This is a genomic window from Hymenobacter rigui (assembly GCF_003944715.1).
Classification (GTDB): domain Bacteria; phylum Bacteroidota; class Bacteroidia; order Cytophagales; family Hymenobacteraceae; genus Hymenobacter; species Hymenobacter rigui.
Window position 1 is genome coordinate 535,251 of the sequence record NZ_RWIT01000001.1, and the last position, 15,859, is coordinate 551,109.

The 15,859-nt window shown below is 51.2% G+C and carries 17 protein-coding genes and 1 tRNA gene; 14 read left to right on the plus strand and 4 right to left on the minus strand.

Features of this window, described 5'->3' with window-relative positions:
* The first annotated feature begins 10 nt into the window (after positions 1–10).
* The 4 genes from EI291_RS02125 (at position 11) to EI291_RS02140 (ending at position 4,779) form a co-directional block, all read left to right on the plus strand.
* A complete protein-coding gene (locus EI291_RS02125) occupies positions 11–367 on the plus strand; it encodes a DUF6970 domain-containing protein (RefSeq protein ID WP_125417612.1) in 357 nt (118 codons plus the stop codon).
* A gap of 84 nt (positions 368–451) precedes the next feature.
* The gene (locus EI291_RS02130; RefSeq protein ID WP_125417613.1) at positions 452–796 is read left to right on the plus strand and encodes a hypothetical protein; all 345 of its coding nucleotides are present in this window, start codon (positions 452–454) and stop codon (positions 794–796) included.
* Positions 797–949: 153 nt separating this feature from the next.
* A complete protein-coding gene (uvrB, locus tag EI291_RS02135) occupies positions 950–2,986 on the plus strand; it encodes an excinuclease ABC subunit UvrB (protein WP_125417614.1) in 2,037 nt (678 codons plus the stop codon).
* Positions 2,987–3,726: 740 nt separating this feature from the next.
* Positions 3,727–4,779 (plus strand): T9SS type A sorting domain-containing protein, encoded by a 1,053-nt coding sequence (locus EI291_RS02140; protein ID WP_125417615.1) that lies wholly within the window; start codon positions 3,727–3,729, stop codon positions 4,777–4,779.
* A gap of 6 nt (positions 4,780–4,785) precedes the next feature.
* Here EI291_RS02140 and EI291_RS02145 read toward each other — a convergent pair whose 3' ends face one another.
* Positions 4,786–5,487, minus strand: a complete 702-nt coding sequence (locus EI291_RS02145) for an HAD family hydrolase (RefSeq protein WP_125417616.1) — start codon at positions 5,485–5,487, stop codon at positions 4,786–4,788.
* Between the two features lie 47 nt (positions 5,488–5,534).
* On the opposite strand from EI291_RS02145, the gene EI291_RS02150 reads away from it, so the two are divergent.
* The 8 genes from EI291_RS02150 to EI291_RS22725 all read left to right on the plus strand — a co-directional run bounded on the left by EI291_RS02150 (position 5,535) and on the right by EI291_RS22725 (position 11,534).
* The gene (locus tag EI291_RS02150; RefSeq protein WP_125417617.1) at positions 5,535–6,164 is read left to right on the plus strand and encodes a chloramphenicol acetyltransferase; all 630 of its coding nucleotides are present in this window, start codon (positions 5,535–5,537) and stop codon (positions 6,162–6,164) included.
* 247 nt (positions 6,165–6,411) lie between these two features.
* The gene (locus EI291_RS02155) at positions 6,412–7,791 is read left to right on the plus strand and encodes a site-specific integrase (protein ID WP_125417618.1); all 1,380 of its coding nucleotides are present in this window, start codon (positions 6,412–6,414) and stop codon (positions 7,789–7,791) included.
* A 35-nt stretch (positions 7,792–7,826) separates the two neighbouring features.
* The gene (locus tag EI291_RS02160; RefSeq protein WP_125417619.1) at positions 7,827–8,447 is read left to right on the plus strand and encodes a hypothetical protein; all 621 of its coding nucleotides are present in this window, start codon (positions 7,827–7,829) and stop codon (positions 8,445–8,447) included.
* 62 nt (positions 8,448–8,509) lie between these two features.
* Positions 8,510–8,785 (plus strand): helix-turn-helix domain-containing protein, encoded by a 276-nt coding sequence (locus EI291_RS22720; RefSeq protein WP_170172465.1) that lies wholly within the window; start codon positions 8,510–8,512, stop codon positions 8,783–8,785.
* A 151-nt stretch (positions 8,786–8,936) separates the two neighbouring features.
* Positions 8,937–9,680 carry a hypothetical protein gene (locus EI291_RS02170; protein WP_170172466.1) on the plus strand — a complete coding sequence of 248 codons (744 nt, stop codon included), beginning with the start codon at positions 8,937–8,939 and terminating at the stop codon, positions 9,678–9,680.
* Between the two features lie 248 nt (positions 9,681–9,928).
* Positions 9,929–10,723, plus strand: coding sequence for a hypothetical protein (locus EI291_RS02175; RefSeq protein ID WP_125417621.1), 795 nt, complete (start codon positions 9,929–9,931; stop codon positions 10,721–10,723).
* Between the two features lie 32 nt (positions 10,724–10,755).
* Entirely contained in the window at positions 10,756–11,112 is a 357-nt protein-coding gene (locus EI291_RS22580) for a hypothetical protein (protein ID WP_148103366.1), read from the plus strand.
* A gap of 176 nt (positions 11,113–11,288) precedes the next feature.
* The gene (locus EI291_RS22725; RefSeq protein WP_125417622.1) at positions 11,289–11,534 is read left to right on the plus strand and encodes a hypothetical protein; all 246 of its coding nucleotides are present in this window, start codon (positions 11,289–11,291) and stop codon (positions 11,532–11,534) included.
* A 71-nt stretch (positions 11,535–11,605) separates the two neighbouring features.
* On the opposite strand, the gene EI291_RS02185 is transcribed toward EI291_RS22725, so the two are convergent.
* From EI291_RS02185 to EI291_RS02195, 3 genes are all read right to left on the minus strand, one after another.
* Positions 11,606–12,280 carry a DUF2290 domain-containing protein gene (locus EI291_RS02185; protein ID WP_125417623.1) on the minus strand — a complete coding sequence of 225 codons (675 nt, stop codon included), beginning with the start codon at positions 12,278–12,280 and terminating at the stop codon, positions 11,606–11,608.
* Positions 12,267–14,471, minus strand: a complete 2,205-nt coding sequence (locus EI291_RS02190) for a DEAD/DEAH box helicase (RefSeq protein ID WP_125417624.1) — start codon at positions 14,469–14,471, stop codon at positions 12,267–12,269. Before EI291_RS02190 ends, EI291_RS02185 begins: the two co-directional genes overlap by 14 nt.
* Before the next feature lie 198 nt (positions 14,472–14,669).
* Positions 14,670–14,742 (minus strand) — tRNA-Gly (locus EI291_RS02195).
* 119 nt (positions 14,743–14,861) lie between these two features.
* On the opposite strand from EI291_RS02195, the gene EI291_RS02200 reads away from it, so the two are divergent.
* Both EI291_RS02200 and EI291_RS02205 read left to right on the plus strand, forming a co-directional pair.
* The gene (locus EI291_RS02200; RefSeq protein WP_125417625.1) at positions 14,862–15,104 is read left to right on the plus strand and encodes a hypothetical protein; all 243 of its coding nucleotides are present in this window, start codon (positions 14,862–14,864) and stop codon (positions 15,102–15,104) included.
* Between the two features lie 48 nt (positions 15,105–15,152).
* Complete coding sequence (locus EI291_RS02205; RefSeq protein ID WP_125417626.1) at positions 15,153–15,689, plus strand: GNAT family N-acetyltransferase; 537 nt, start codon at positions 15,153–15,155, stop codon at positions 15,687–15,689.
* Positions 15,690–15,859: the final 170 nt, after the last annotated feature.

The following is a 15,859-nucleotide window of genomic DNA, read 5'->3' on the forward strand; positions in this document are numbered from 1 at the left end:
CGTACCTCACATGAACCGCATCATAGTTATTTGTCTGTCGTGGCTCCTTCTGCTGGGAGGAGCTACGTCCTGTTCTTCCACCAACGATGCCGCGGCGCCCTCGTGTGCCGGCAACTTTGCCGATACACTCATTGAGCAGCTCAAGCAGAAACCTAAGCAAACTCCGGCGGCTGAGGTGACCCAGTACACCTACCGTTACCAGATCGTATATCTGGTAACCGGCGGCAATACCAGCTACGTGTTTGATGCGTGTGGCCAGGTTATCTGTTCAGCCGCAATGGGCGCTAACAGTACCGGTGACGGCCGCTGCCCCGATTTTGCCGCCACTGCCACCAATCCCCAGCTCATCTGGCGCGACCCGCGGTAGTCGTGCTGCTAAGTCAGGGCAATAGATACCAATAGCCATGCCCCGGCCATCAAGTCGGTAATGGGGCCGCTGTACCTTTCTTCCTTGTCGGGTGATAGTATTGATTATATCATCCGGGAGCTGAACCAGAAGCCGGATATCAATTCGGGCGCATGGAAAGCGGTGAAAAATGGCAACGTATATCTGCACCACCAGACTAAGGCGCTAACCATTATTCCGCACCTGATGAACATGACGGTGGCCAATCAGCAGGACTGGGCCGCCACGGTGCAGCGCCTCGGTCTGCAGGAGCAACCCACCGTGGTGAAGTCCAGCCATCTGAACGTGGCCCTCTGTAACGAAAAATACTGGCTAGCTGTTCTGCCGCGCAACGCCCTGGTCAGATGGGCGCAGCTGAACCATATCGGGCTTGTGCAGCGGGCCGGCTGATACATGCCTAAACAAAGCGCTTTCCCAAAAACCTGCTCACCAAACGGGCAGGTTTTTTTGTTTCCGGGGAAACCTACACTTTGCTACTGTAGTTATCAAAGGCTGACGTTTTTCAGCGTGCCGCCCGTCGGTCTGTTGTTTTTATTCCCCTGCATGAAGTATCAACTCACCTCAGAATTCAAACCCACCGGCGACCAGCCCACGGCTATTAAGCAGCTGGTGGAAGGCGTTAACAACGGCGAGCCGGCTCAGGTGCTGCTGGGGGCCACGGGCACGGGCAAAACCTTTACCATGGCCAACGTCATTGCCGAAACCGGCAAGCCGGCTCTGGTGCTCTGCCACAACAAGACCCTCGCGGCCCAGCTCTACGGCGAGTTCAAGCAGTTCTTCCCCAACAATGCCGTCGAGTACTACATCAGCTACTACGACTACTACCAGCCCGAGGCCTACATTGCCAGCACCGACGTCTTCATTGAGAAGGATCTGGCCATCAACCAGGAAATTGAGAAGCTGCGGCTGCACTGCACTTCCACGCTGCTTTCCGGCCGCCGCGACGTGATTGTGGTGGCTTCGGTGTCGTGCATCTACGGCATCGGCAACCCGGAGGAGTTCAGTAAAAACGTGATTTACATGGCTCCCGGCCTGCGGTACTCGCGCAATAACCTGCTCTACCAGTTTGTGCAGATTCTGTACTCACGTACCGAAATGGAGTTTACGCGCGGCAGCTTCCGGGTGAAGGGCGACACGGTGGATGTGTTTCCGGCCTATGCTGACTATGCCTACCGCATCTTCTTTTACGGCGACGAAATCGAGGCCATTCACAAGATTGACCCGCAGAGCGGCAAGAAGCTGTCCGACGAAAAATCGGTGACGCTGTACCCGGCCAACCTGTTCGTGACCGGCAAGGATACGCTCAACCAGGCTATCAAGGAAATTCAGTTTGATCTGGTGCAGCAGCACGCGTACTTTGAAAAGGAAGGCCGTGACGCCGAGGCCAAGCGCATTATGGAGCGCACGGAGTTCGACCTGGAGATGATCCGGGAGTTGGGCTACTGCTCGGGCATTGAGAACTACTCGCGCTACTTTGATGGCCGGGAACCCGGCAGCCGCCCCTTCTGCCTGCTCGATTATTTCCCCGATGATTACCTGCTGGTAGTGGACGAAAGCCACGCCACCATGCCCCAGATCCGGGCCATGTGGGGCGGCGACCGAAGCCGCAAAACGGCCCTTATCGAGTACGGCTTCCGGCTGCCCTCCGCCTTCGATAACCGCCCGCTCACGTTCAATGAGTTTGAAAGCATGTACCGGCAGGCCGTGTATGTGTCGGCCACGCCCGCCGATTATGAGTTGACCCAGGCCAACGGTGTCGTGGTGGAGCAGATTATCCGGCCCACCGGCCTGCTCGACCCCGAAATTGACCTGCGCCCCAGCGCCAACCAGATTGACGACCTGCTGGATGAGGTGGACAACCGCGTGAAGATGGGCGACCGGGTGCTGGTGACAACCCTCACCAAGCGCATGGCCGAGGAGCTGCAGAAGTACATGGAGCGCCTGGGCATCAAGAGCAGCTATGTGCACTCCGATGTAAAAACGCTGGACCGCGTGGAAATTCTGCGTCAGCTGCGTTTGGGCGAAATTGATGTGCTCATCGGGGTAAACCTGCTGCGCGAAGGCCTCGATTTGCCGGAAGTGAGCCTGGTGGCCATTCTGGATGCCGATAAGGAAGGCTTCCTGCGCGACCAGCGCAGCCTGATTCAGACGATGGGCCGCGCTGCCCGGAACGACCGGGGCAAAGTAATTATGTACGCCGACCGGATTACGGGCTCCATGCAGCGGGCTATTGATGAAACCAACCGCCGCCGCGCCACCCAGTTGGCCTATAACGAGGCTCACGGCATCACGCCGCGCACCGTGCGCAAGTCGCGCGAGGCCATCATGGAGCAAACCTCCCTGTCGGATTACCGCATCCAGGAAGGTGCGGCCTACTCCGGCCCCGACGCCGATGTTGCGTTGGCTATTGCGGCCGAGCCAGTCGTTTCGATGATGGGGCGGCCGGAGCTGGAGAAGCTCATCAAGCAAACCGAAAAGCAGATGGAAGCCGCCGCCAAGGACCTGGACTTCCTCTCCGCCGCCAAGCTCCGCGACGAGCTAGCCGCTTTGAAGCAAGTGCTTAAAACCAAGCGGGAATAACCGCCTGTGCATTGAGCGGCTGCAATTGCTGCCCCCGATAAGCTACCAGCCATTAGTGGTTGGTAGCTTATTTTTCTTGTGGGTATATGTGGTTGATTCGTAAAGTGTTGGGTTTGTGAAATTGTGGCTTTTTAATGCCGTTCGGGCCCGGCAGGTTGTTGATAAACACCAGTTTGCGCACGTGAGCATAGCGTATAGTCATCCGCTTTCTGCCTGGCCCAGCAAAACGGAGGAATGCTGAAAGCGACGCGGCATTTAGGTGGGTGTGTCGCATTGTCCGACCAGCAGAAACTGGGCTGGGAGGCCATGCGCTGCCTGCTCAACGAACTGTCGCTAAGTAACCGGGCAATCGGTCAGCAGGACTTTCGATAACGACAAGGAGGGCAACCGGGATGCGGTGTATCTGTACCGCCAGTAGCACGCGGTGCTGGTTAATACCCGTACGGCTCAGCTGCCAAGGCGCGGAACTGGCAGTAGCATAGTCGTGGCTAAACGGTTAAGCTATTCTTTTTTTATCCCAATTTGGTCTGGTAAATAGTCTATATAGATAAAACTTGCTAGGCAGATATATGGGCAATAAAAGCGCGGATAGCCTGTGTTTCCAACTTTCTCAGCTTATGCAGTAAGTAGCATTCTGAAACAGAAATTTCCAGGTTTTAGAATGTGTAAATAGTTGATATAAAGGTAAATCCAGCGGATTTTGTTGTCAGGTATATAGTGGTTCATAAACCACTACTGCTATGCCTTTCCTCCGGATTATTGTCTGTTTACTGGTCCTGATAACCGGACTGCAGTCTACCGCCTTGGCCCAGACGCCCGCTATGCAAACAGCTACCTCCGTAAGCCGTACTGACCCCGGCTGCGTGCTTATTATCTGCGGCAGTATTAGCCGGGCTGGTAACGCCGCCGATACGGATCCGAACACGGCGGCCCGCATTTCACCGCCATTGGCCCTGGGGCAGGCCGTGCTGGGGCTGCGCTTCGAGTCGGCGGCTCCGGTAGGTACCAGTGCCGCCCTGCTGCTGTCCAGCGGCAGCGACCTGCTGGACGTAGGGGTACTCAGTAATATCAATGTGAGCACCTACCTGGGTAAAAGTCGCACTGCCCGCCAGACGATGGCGCTGTCGTCGTTGCTGACGGTGAATGTACTGAGCACCACGGCAGCTCTGGTGCAGTTTCCGGTGCAACAGACCTTTGATCAGGTAGAAATTTCAGTGGGGGGTGTGGTAAGTTTGAGTTACTCACTGCGGGTGCATGAGGCCTACGCCGCCTCTGCAGTGGCCCCGTTGCCCGTAACACTTACGCACTTCAAGGCTCGGCCGGCCGCTGGTGGAGTAGAGTTGAGCTGGGCCACGGCGCAGGAGCTGAACAACGAAGCCTTTGTGGTGGAGCGCTCCGCCGATGGGCAGCAGTTCGAGGAGCTGAGCCGGGTGGCCGGAGCAGGCAGTACAGCCCAGACTCAGCGCTACACTTACCTCGATGCCCGCCCGCTGTCACTGGCTTATTACCGCCTGCGTCAGCTCGACCACGACGGCAGGGCAACGTGGAGCTCAATAATAACCGTCCAGGCCAACGCTGCATCGGAGCTTGCGGTGTTTCCGGTGCCGGCCGGGACACAGATAACCATCAGCGGCCCGGCCGGGATTCCGTTTCAGATTATCAATCAGCTGGGCCAGGCTGTACGTGTAGGCACCGTTGGTGGCGACCCGGTGTCATTGGCCGAGTTGCCGGCCGGAGTATACATTGTGCGCAATGAGGCCACAGGCCGCAACACCCGTTTTCTGAAGCAGTAGCCGGGCCTACTGCTGCGCCAGCCAGCCGGGAATTTCGATCAGTGAGGCTACTTCCTGAAATGCCACGCCCATCAGATCCGCCTCCGAAACCCGTTCCATCACCCAGGTAGTGTGGTACGGCACGTACACGGCCTGGCTACCCAACCGCGCCACCGGCAGCACGTCCGACTTCAGCGAGTTGCCAATCATCACAAATTCTGCGGGCTGCAGGCCGTGGCGGCTGAGGATGCGCTGGTAAGTAGCTTCATTCTTCTCGCTGACAATTTCCACATGGTCGAACAGGTCGCCGAGGCCGGAGCGAGCCAGCTTGCTTTCCTGATCAAACAGGTCGCCCTTGGTGAGCAGCATCAGCGGGTAGCCGCGCTGCTTCAGCTCCGCCAGTACTTCTGGTACGTGGGGCAGTAGCTCAATAGGATAATCGAGCAGACGCTTGCCGTGGTCGAGGATGTGCTGGATTTCCTGGCCGCTGACCTGTCCATTAGTGAGCCGGATGACGGTTTCAATCATCGACAGCATAAACGACTTGGCCCCGTATCCGAACAAGGGCATATTTTCGCGCTGCACCTCAAAAAACCGGGCGCTGAGGTCATCGGCCGTGCCGTAGTGGCTTAGCAGTTCGTAGAGCCGGGCTTCGGCCAAATCGAACTGGGGCTGATTGGGCCAGAGTGTATCGTCGGCATCGAAGGCAATCAGGCGGGGCGCGGGCATGGCAGCAGAAGTAAGATAGACGAGCAAAGTTACCGAACTTGCCGCCCATGAAGCAGCTGATTGACCTGGATACCTGGAATCGAAAAGAGCATTTTGCCTTCTTTTCCAGCTTTGAAGAGCCGTTTTGGGGTGTGGTAGCGGAAGTGGACGCTACGCAGGCGTTGCGCCGGGCCCGGGAGTTAAACTGTTCCTTTTTTCAGCTGTATCTGCACTGTGCCCTTACGGCCGTAAACCGGGTCGAAAACCTGCGCTACCGCATTGAGGAATCCCAGGTCGTCTGCTACGACCAGATTCATGCGTCGCCTACTCTCGGCCGCCCCGACCATACGTTTGGTTTCGGTTTCGTACCCTATCATCCCGATCTGCAGACATTCGGAAACGGCTTACGGGCCGAAATGGAGGCTGTGCAGCATAGCACCGGCCTGCGCCTCGGCCCCGAAACTGCCCGCCCCGATGTCATTCATTTTTCGGCTATTCCGTGGCTGTCCTTCACTGGTCTTACGCACGCCCGCTCATTCTCTCACCCCGATAGTATCCCTAAGATATCTGTCGGCCGCCTGCGCCCTGAAGGTAACCGCCACTTGATGCCCGTAGCCATCAACGTGCACCACGGCCTGGCCGACGGCTACCATGTAGGCCTGTTTATGGAAGCCTTCCAGCAGGCTCTGAATGGATAATCAGAAAGGCCCCTGTGCCGGCTAGCACAGGGGCCTTTGTACAATTAGCGGGAAACGAGGTTCGAACTCGCGACCCTCAGCTTGGGAAGCTGTGTAACTAGCGCATTTGCCTCTCTTTAGCTGCCCCTGTTAGAGTATTAAAAACTTGTTTTTCAACAAGTTTGCTTATTGTGGCTTGTTGTGGGTATGAGGTTTCTTGTTACTTTTGTGTAAACCGTCGTGTAAACCGACTGGCGGTTTACACACTATGGCTAACAGCAAAACCACAGAGCACAAAGAGGGAAAGGCAACCGTCCGAATCGTTTACTTCACTAGCAAGACGCTAGCCGATGGAAGCCACCCCTTGCTTGTTTGCATTACCAAAGACCGCAAACGCAAGTACCTGGCAACGGGGCAGGCCCTTTTGCCTAAGTATTGGAACGCCGAAAAAAGTAACTACAGGGACGCCATTCGCAAGAGCTATCCCGAGCCCCAACGAGACAAGCTGATAACCAAGCTGGCTGAGTGGGAAGCCAAGTACAGCGGCGCAGCCGATACCCTAGCTGAAGCCGACGAACAGCACGACGCGCCGGCAGTAGCCGCTAAAGCCATTGAGAGCCGCAAAGCCCAGCGCCGCGTGAAGCTGTTAGCCTACTGCTACGAATTGAGTGAGGGCTACACCAAAACGGGCCAGACAGGCAACGCAATTGTCTATCGGGACCTTGCCAACCAGCTAGCCAAGTTCGTAGCTGCTGAAGCCGACGTAACCCCGCCCCCTAGCGGCCGGGGCAAGGGCCAAGAACTGGCAGCATGGGTTAGTCAGCACGACATAACCTTAGACCGTGTAAACGTGAACTTTTGCCGCGAATGGGAGGCCACGCTCCGCGCTACAGGTATTCGGGAAATAACCTTGTCCCTACGGTTTCGCACGTTGCGGGCCGTGCTCAATCAAGCCATTGCAGCCGGTCTAATGAAAGCTGAGAGCTACCCCTTCGCCCGCACGGTGGCTGAAAAGCACAAGTTCACGGTGGGCAAGTTTGACGTGAGCACGGCTAAGCGTGCTATCAGTCGGGAAGAACTACGGCGGCTAGAGGCGCTAGAGCCCACTAAAGAGCGTCAGCAGCTTGCCAAAGACGTGTTTCTATTCGGCTTTTATTGCGGTGGAATCAATTTCGTGGACTTAGGGCAGCTACGTTGGAAAGACCTAGCCGGCACTGAGGAAACCGGGCTACGGCTCAATTACACCCGACAAAAGACGGGCGGCAAGTTCAGTCTGAAGCTCCTGGCTCCTGCTGCTGCCATTGTAGCCAAGTATCGGCCCTTTACCTACGCCGGCCCCGAAAGCTATGTGTTTCCAGTGCTCGACACAGCCAAGCACCAAACGCCTCAACAGGTAAAAAACCGGCTCCACAAGGTACTAGGGCAAGTAAACGAAGACCTCAAGATCTTAGGCCAAGCGGCTGCCATTGCTACGCCGCTCACTACCTACGTAGCCCGTCACTCATTCGCAACTACGCTGAAGCTGAGCGGGGCCGCAACGGGCCAAATCTCGCAAGCAATGGGCCACAAGTCTGAAGCAGTTACCGCTGTGTACTTGGATTCCTTCGCTTCAGAGGTAATGGATAATCTGTTTGACGGGCTTCTATAAAGTAAATACATCTGTCTTTTTAACACCTTCTCGCTATGTCTGACGCTCGCCAACTAATCTCCGAAATTCACGGTGCTACCATAGAGGCTGAATTTGAGCGCGTGGCTGCCAAAGTGCAAGCCCGATTTCCAAATACATCAAATCCAATTGATGTACTGAGCATCTATCAACCTGAATTAACCTTTGCCAGACGACTAGTAGCACAGTGGAAAAGCGACTTTCCCAAAGGAGGCCGGCCCCCTCAATACCAAGCTAAAAAGGGGCTAGTAGCTTTGCTAGAGGAGGAAATAGCTTTCTGGCAGGGGAAGACGCATCCTAGCGCACCAGCAGCGGAAGCAACTACGCCGGAAGTAGCAGATGCTCCCAAGCTGTCCTTGCGTCAAGTAGCCCTCTTATATATCTACACAAGGCAGCATATATCTAACAGTGAGGCAAATGCCATAGCGCGGGCCAACGGTCATACCAGTGGTGAAAAGCTATACAAGCACTACAACAACTTGTCTAAGACTGAAAACCGCACTTGCATAGATGGAAAAGCATTGCAGCCTCTAATCAAAGACGTGCAAGCCGTATTACCCTGGCTTAGCGGACAGCAAAAGGAATATGTTGAAAGTGAGTTAAAAACGCTGAAAAGCAAAATTATAGACCGGTCTTAGACCGGTCTAACTTTTTGTGGGTCAATACATTTGCTGGCATCAAACCAATACGGCCCAAGCAAATGACTAACCCTTTTGAAACCATCAATTCTAGGTTGAGCAACCTAGAAGCATTGCAGCTAGAGACGCTGCAATGCCTACGCCAAGCCATTGCCCAGCCCGCGCCTCAAGTGGGCGGCATAGAGCTTGCCCAAGAGCTTACACGTCTTTCCAAAGCTCGCATTTACACGCTTGTATCGGAGCGGGCTATTCCCCACGCCAAGCGCGGTAACCGGCTTTTCTTCAACCGTCAGGAACTACTTGAATGGGTAGCGGCTGGCAGCCGGGCAGCGGCCTAGCACTATGAAGGCGGGCAAGATGGTTGATACTATCCGGTTTGTAGTGCCAGAGCGGCTAGTACCCTCTTGGCTACGTGCTGAGCTAGACAGCCCCCTTGCGACGCCTCATGCCTTAGGCGAAACCCTGACACAGCGCCGGGTATCGGTAACAGTGGGCAACCTGAACCTACGCCGCAACGCGTTAGGAGAGTACGTAGGCGAAAACAGCCTGCACCGCTTTGGCCAAGGCCACAACGGCGGCACCTTCACCCGCGCCGATGTTGCCGCTGCTATTCAAAACCTATCGGATACGCTAGGCTTCAATGTTTCCTGTTGTAAGCTTACTAAAGTAGCTTTTGGCTCCAACCTGAACGGGTTAGACGTGCAAGCCACGCTGCAAGCCCTTGCTGACTATAAAGGCAAGCGGTTTCTGAAGTACGAAAAGGGCAAGAGCATAACAGGAGCAAAGCGGCTACTCACAGAGCTAGAAATTAAGCTGTATGACAAACAGCGGGAACTAGCCGAAAAGCGTCAAGCTCTGCTGCCTAGTGCCACCCTCCGCTTTGAGCTGACAAGCCGCAAGCTGAGCTACCTACGGCGGCTAGGAGCCACCACAGTAGCCGACTTAGCAAGCCCCGAATTTTTCATAGCAGCAGGAGCCGAGCTAGAGGACCGGCTAGGAGCTTGCGGCTTTACCGAACAACTTAATGGGGAACTACTGTCAGCCGATGAAATTGAGGCGCTAGCTCTTGTAAGCAGCCCGCTTTTCGCCGCCTACGCCGCTAACCGAGCCAACAAAGACCGGGCAACCCGACGCCGCAAGCTGGCAGCTCAGGCCCGCGAAAAGGCCCTGCTGTCAAACCACAAGCATGTCTTGCTAGCACGTCTAAAAGCGGCCTTGTCGGAACTGGCCTAAAAGGGCCGATTTCGACTTGTATATAACCGGAAATCTGTCATCATACACGCGACAAGCACCCCAAAGCAGCCCCACCAAAAGCAGCATAAAGTAACAAAGAGCAGGCTCACAGAATCAGCTAGTAACGAAGGAAACCCTCAGAAGCTAGAAAGCATGGAAACGCCAAACACAGACGCAATCCCAGAAGACAGGAGCGGTAGCCTTTTGAAGTTGAAATACCTCTCAAACCTCAAAACACGATAGAGAGCATGGAAAAGTCAGAAGATAAAAAGAAGGATAAACTTCTGTATGTAAATAAGTTGAGTCAGAAGAACCGGCAAAAAGTGCTTTTCGAAGCTTTCATCGACTATCCGACAGGATTCGGATACAGAGACCGGATTAGAGATATGGCCGTGCGAGCTAACGTAAAGCCTGCAATTATCTTCCAACACGCACGCCGTCACGATTGGGAGAATACCCTAGCACAGGTCTTAGAGGCACAAAAACAGGAAGAGGCATTTGCACAAGCGTTGGACAGCGCCAACCCGCTAGAGCGAGAAATTCCCCTCTCCACCATAGCCAATAAGGTGAAGGGCCTCAGCTGGCTACTCCTGACAACGGCCCGCACCTATGTACAAGCGACGGCATACATGATTCAATACTATGCGGCTCGTATTGCCCGCGTAGCATCTGAAGCAGGGGGCTTTCATCTTCTCAGCAGTGAAGAACTAGCGGAGGTCAAAGGCTACCAAATCCAGCTACAGCAACAGGCCAAACAACTAGAGCCCTACATGAAACCAGGGGCTATTACGGCCCTACTCAGCAGTATCAACTTCTCGCAGCAGATACCAGACGACAGCAGCGAAAGAGATACAACGGCCTTCACAATTGCTTCGCTTACGGCCAAGATGCGAGAGTTAGGCATGTTGTCCGCCTTTGATAACCCAAGCCGAGCCGTCCAGGGCTTCACCGACGAACCCTTGCCTATCCTATCGGGGCATGTCAATCAGGACAACAATTCTCCGATCTCTTTCCAAGACGGAACAACCCCCGGCTTGATTTAAAAAGTAACTTTTTCACCTAACCCTGTACACTCATGGCATTTCAATTTGGCGGGAATAATCCCGGCGCTGGCTATGGTTCCAGCAATCAGCACATCGAGATTAAGCCTCATATTCCTACGGTAGAGTTGAGCACGTTATACGTACTCCTACCTCAGCATTTCGCCGTTGTAGCATTAGGCCCCGGCAAAAGCCTAGAGCAAAGCCGGGCCCGGCTCGGGGCTACACTAGGTAGCAATGGTTATGAATGGGAGGCCGTAGTGGAGTATGCTCGCAATGTCTACGAGCATAAGAAAGGCAAACTACGGGGCGTCAATTCCGAAGCGGAATTTTTGGCTGAGTTCGAGAAGGTGAGGCCACACCATTTGGCCGCTTTCCTAGCCTCTAAGTAACATGCAGTACACCGTACAAGGCCACAGAATCATGTGCTGCCAAGTGCTACCAAAAGTAACTTTTCAGTTTCAGGGCTACACGGTTACAACAGGCCCGGACACAATTGTAGGTTGGGTGCTAGTTGGTGGCATCTGCAAAGGGGTTACTGGACAGTGGCACGATAACTAGTAAGCACATGGCAATGATCTCTTTCACCGTCGCAGAAGCTAGGCTGCTTTCGCATAGCTTGAATAGCTGCAAGGTTAGCCAGTTCAACCAAAAGCAATTAGAGGCGCTTCCCACTATTGGCCGTAAGCTGGCGAACTTCCTACTCGATAACGAGCATAAGAAGCCAAGGAAATCACAAAATCCCCCCTTCTACAATGAAGAACGCGCCAACAAAACGGGCGTTTTTACTGTCCTTCGAGATACAGATATATAAAAAGCTCGAAAGAACGGAATATTCCACAATCAATAGTTTGTGGAATATTCCGTTCTTTCGAGCTTTTTAGTCTACATAGACATGAATATTGAATAATAATCATGTCCTATATCAACATCAGTTAAGTTCTTGTTGGATGATGCTAACAGATAAACTATATTCGGAGATTTATTTATCTTAAAATATTCATCGCTATATGTGTTTTGTATTATAAAATCTACAAAATGAAACGGAAGTATTATATGTTTAAATGGGATTCTTAACTCTTGTATGCCGTCAATCTGTAGATGATTAGTATTGTGTGATGTGACGTCTCTGTCATAGTCAAATCGAACGTGAGTTGTATTGCTAACAGAGATGCCCTGTCCCATTAAATCATGCAATAACATGTAGTGAGCTTCAAGAGCTTCGCTAAATGTTTCTCCGTAATAAGTGTCAATATCTTCTCTTTCGATATTGATTGTTTTAGGTGCTGGGTAATAAGCTAGTCTTATCTTTTTAAGGCCAGTATTATCATAGCTATAATATATTTGTACAGCAGATCTGTCTGTTAGAAGAAATGTAAATTGTCTGTTAGCAATCAAGTCTTCGTACTGCTTTGAGTATACCTGCTTAGATATGCCAGATTTATAGCTGGGCCAGCATATCTCATTGTTTTGTTCGGAATAATTCCTGTCTATTATGAAGTCTTTGAATGCCTTATAAGTGGCATCTAGATTTTCAAAAACATTATTAATTGGAATCATCCTTTTTGATAATTTTGCTAAGTAAATCAGGGTTCTGTCTTAGCGTTTCAATTAAAATTTCTGGGTTCTTACTTATTAATTCATCTATCTGTCTTTGTGATTTTTCTATTTCGTTTTCGGCTTTGTTTAAGATGACCCTTCTTCTTTTTAACTCTTCCTCACTAGGGAATTTGAAATTGAACCTTGGGTAATCGTTACTTATATGCCTTATTTCCTCTGCAAGTTCGTTGATTCTTCTCCCGTTGCCACTTATATAACAATATCCTCTAGAGCGTGTGATGGACACAAATGCTGCGTTTCTTGAACGAAACGAAGTGTTTGTTATAGCGAATTGGGCATCAGTTACAAATACAATGTTTGCCTCATTCCCTTTTGCTCTATATGGAGTGAGAAGGTTCACAAACCCCTTCTCCTGAAAAGTATCAGCAGATTCAATATATCCAGGAGTTATACTCTTGACGCCAAGAAAATCTAACTGCTGGCGCATGTATCCGAAAAGTTCTCCTGTTCCTAGCGTCGCAAGTGTTATTACCATGATCTGCTCAGGGCTAATGCCCTGAGTCGAAATCAGTGTATGTATCTTCTGAGCTACAGAATCATACTCCTCTTTCCAGCTGCTATAGGATTCAAAAGACACTAGCTGCTTGTCATCAGCAGCCTTCTCTTTTAATATTTTTTCAAGTATGTTTTTGCTGAAAGTTTCTGGTCTTTCTATTTCAACCTGATCACCTTCTTTGAAGGTGCTTTTATTAGGTTTAAGTACTCTGTATCCAATGGCACTCCATGATTTATTATCTGATAAAATATCGACTATTCCTTCTTTGCGATATATTCCTAATCCTAGCCCGTGGGCAGTCATTAAAGTAATTCTAGGATTTCTGTAGCAATTGGATAATATAAAATCTTTTTCAATGCCACCAATATATGTCCCTTCAAGCTCTGTATTAGGGATATTTGGATTACCTTCATTGTCTAGTCCAAAAAGATCTCTAGGCTCTTTTATCTTTAATTCATTCAACGATTGAAATTCGTCGTATGCCCAAATTATACGCTTAGGGTTTTTTGTGAGTAAATATATGACTTCGAAGAAAGGCTGTGGAAAATCTTGGGCCTCATCAATCAGTACCATATCATAGTATGGATCCGGGTTTAAAGATTTTAGCTTTCTTAATAGATCGGTAAAAATGAATTCTAGAGGATCTAATTGATTTTTAACATCGCCATATGCAAACGGATTTAATCCAAATCTTTTGCAGACGGAATAGTAAAAGCCAGCCCTACCTTTACCTCCCCAAGCATGCATTACTTCAAGAACTGACCAATCAGGGCTGCTCCTTGTTTCATAGGTATAATACTTAGTTATAAGGTCATGTATCTGATTATACATGCTTTGAGTATTGAACACAGATAGGATTCTCAACTTTTCGTCTTCCTTATGTGTCAAGGCAGCCTTAAGGGCGAGAATAACTGTCTTGCCTGTTCCCGCAAGCCCTCTTATCCTTTGCGGGCCAGAAGGTATTTGCATTGAAACTTTACGCTGTTCTTCATCAAGAGTAAAAGTATTGTCCATCGATCTGTCAATAAGATCTCCTAACAATGTACTCTCAGGATTTAAGACCGCTTTACGAGCTTTTGCAAATACTTTAGTCCCTTCTATAAGGCTTTGAGATTGTTTAGATACATATATGGAATTATTGCTGTTTCTTATAAATGATCTTATATATGATGTTATTGAATTTCGATCGATATGTGGGTTTATTAGGTTAAGAGAGGCTATTTTGTCAGCTGGAGTATTGCAGAATACTAATACTTTGCCGATGACAATTTTTAATTGTCCGGTTCTTCTATCGTAAACTCTGCCATCTTGCTTAAGTCTATTTTGGATCTCGCGTTCAAAGTTGTCAATGACAATATCACGCGAGGGGATTGTTACCCCAGTTTCTGTGATCCAATATTCATCACTATCGTCAGCTGGCCCTAGTATGTGCTCAGATACGATATCTATTATTAAAATACCATGCTCATATATTTGAGCTATGAATGAAGGAATGTCTTTACCCTGCATTCCAACAGAGGGCATTCTATAGCCAAGGGTACCTTCAAATGACACAAAATCACTATTGATCTGTGTTCCTATAATCTTCTCTTCAGCGGAACTGTTGTGGCCTAAGCTACCTGAGATGTACTGCATGTGTTGGTGCTTCGATGTGCAATGCAAAAGTGACTATTAAATAACTGCTAACTGCCTAGTCGAAATATCAAGGAATATAGGGCTATTACAAACACATCTGAAGCGGAGGCGTGGCAGAAGTGTTTTTGTGTAAACCATGATGTAAACCAAAAACAAATCAGCCACTTATGCTGATGCATAAGTGGCTGATTATCAGTGAGCGGGAAACGAGGCTCGAACTCGCGACCCTCAGCTTGGGAAGCTGATGCTCTACCAACTGAGCTACTCCCGCTTCTGGAGTTAGGCAAAAGTACGGGCGAAAAATCAAAATCCAACTGTCTGCGTATCGGAAGAAAACTGCTTTTCTTCGCAGTGCGGTATAGCCGCACACTACCTTGCTGATTACCGCTTATGCCCTGGCCGCTTCCTTCTGCTACCCGTCGTTTGGTGGGCGTATTGTTTCTGATAGCAGGCTTTATGCTACTGCTGGGTGTTGTCCTGCGCCTGTACGTGGTGTATGACGCCTACCAACGGCTTGGTGCTGATGCCGTGGCCTCAACCCAGCTGGTAGTGTACCTGATGATGATGATTGGGGCGCTGATGATGCTGCGCTACGGCTGGCGGGAGCGGCGCGGCAACGATACGGTGGACTAAAGACCTGTACCTTTGCGGGCCAACAATTCCTGAGCACATCTCTTCCGTATGTCTTTTCCGCTCCGTATTCAGGTAGCCAAGCGCACTGCTGCCACTGCTGCTCAACTGGCCGAAATAGGCCGGCGCATGTTTCACGACACGTACGCCGACCAGAACAGCCCCGAGGACATGGCAGCGTATGAAGCGGCCACATTTGGCCCGGAGATTCAGTTGGCAGAATTGCAGGATCCGGATATCGTGTTTCTGGTAGCCTACATGGTGCAGGAGGCCGTGGGGTATGCCAAGCTGAAGCTCCATTCTACGCTGGGGCTCGACCCGGCCAAAACACCCGAGGACCGTCTGGAAATTGAGCGGTTGTATGTGGCCGAAGACTGGATTGGGACCGGCCTGGGTGCGGCCCTGATGCGCCGCGCCATTGAGGAAGCGCGGCAGCAGGGCAGTCGGGCGGTGGTACTGGGCGTGTGGGAGAAGAACGAGCGGGCCCGAACGTTCTATCAGCGGTTTGGCTTCAAACAGATTGGGGAACATACCTTCACTATTGGCTCTGATGTGCAGAACGACCTGATTCTGCGTAAGGGCCTTTAACGTGCCAAGGCGCTGTACCACCGCTGCCTCAATTCCGGCTTTTCTGTTTAGCTACCTCCGTCTGCTGCGTATGCGCTGTTCCCGGTTTGTCTGCTCTATTACTTGGTGCCTTGCTGTGAGCGTAAGCCTGTGCGGAGTAGCGGCATGTTCAGGTAATGCGGACTCAGCAG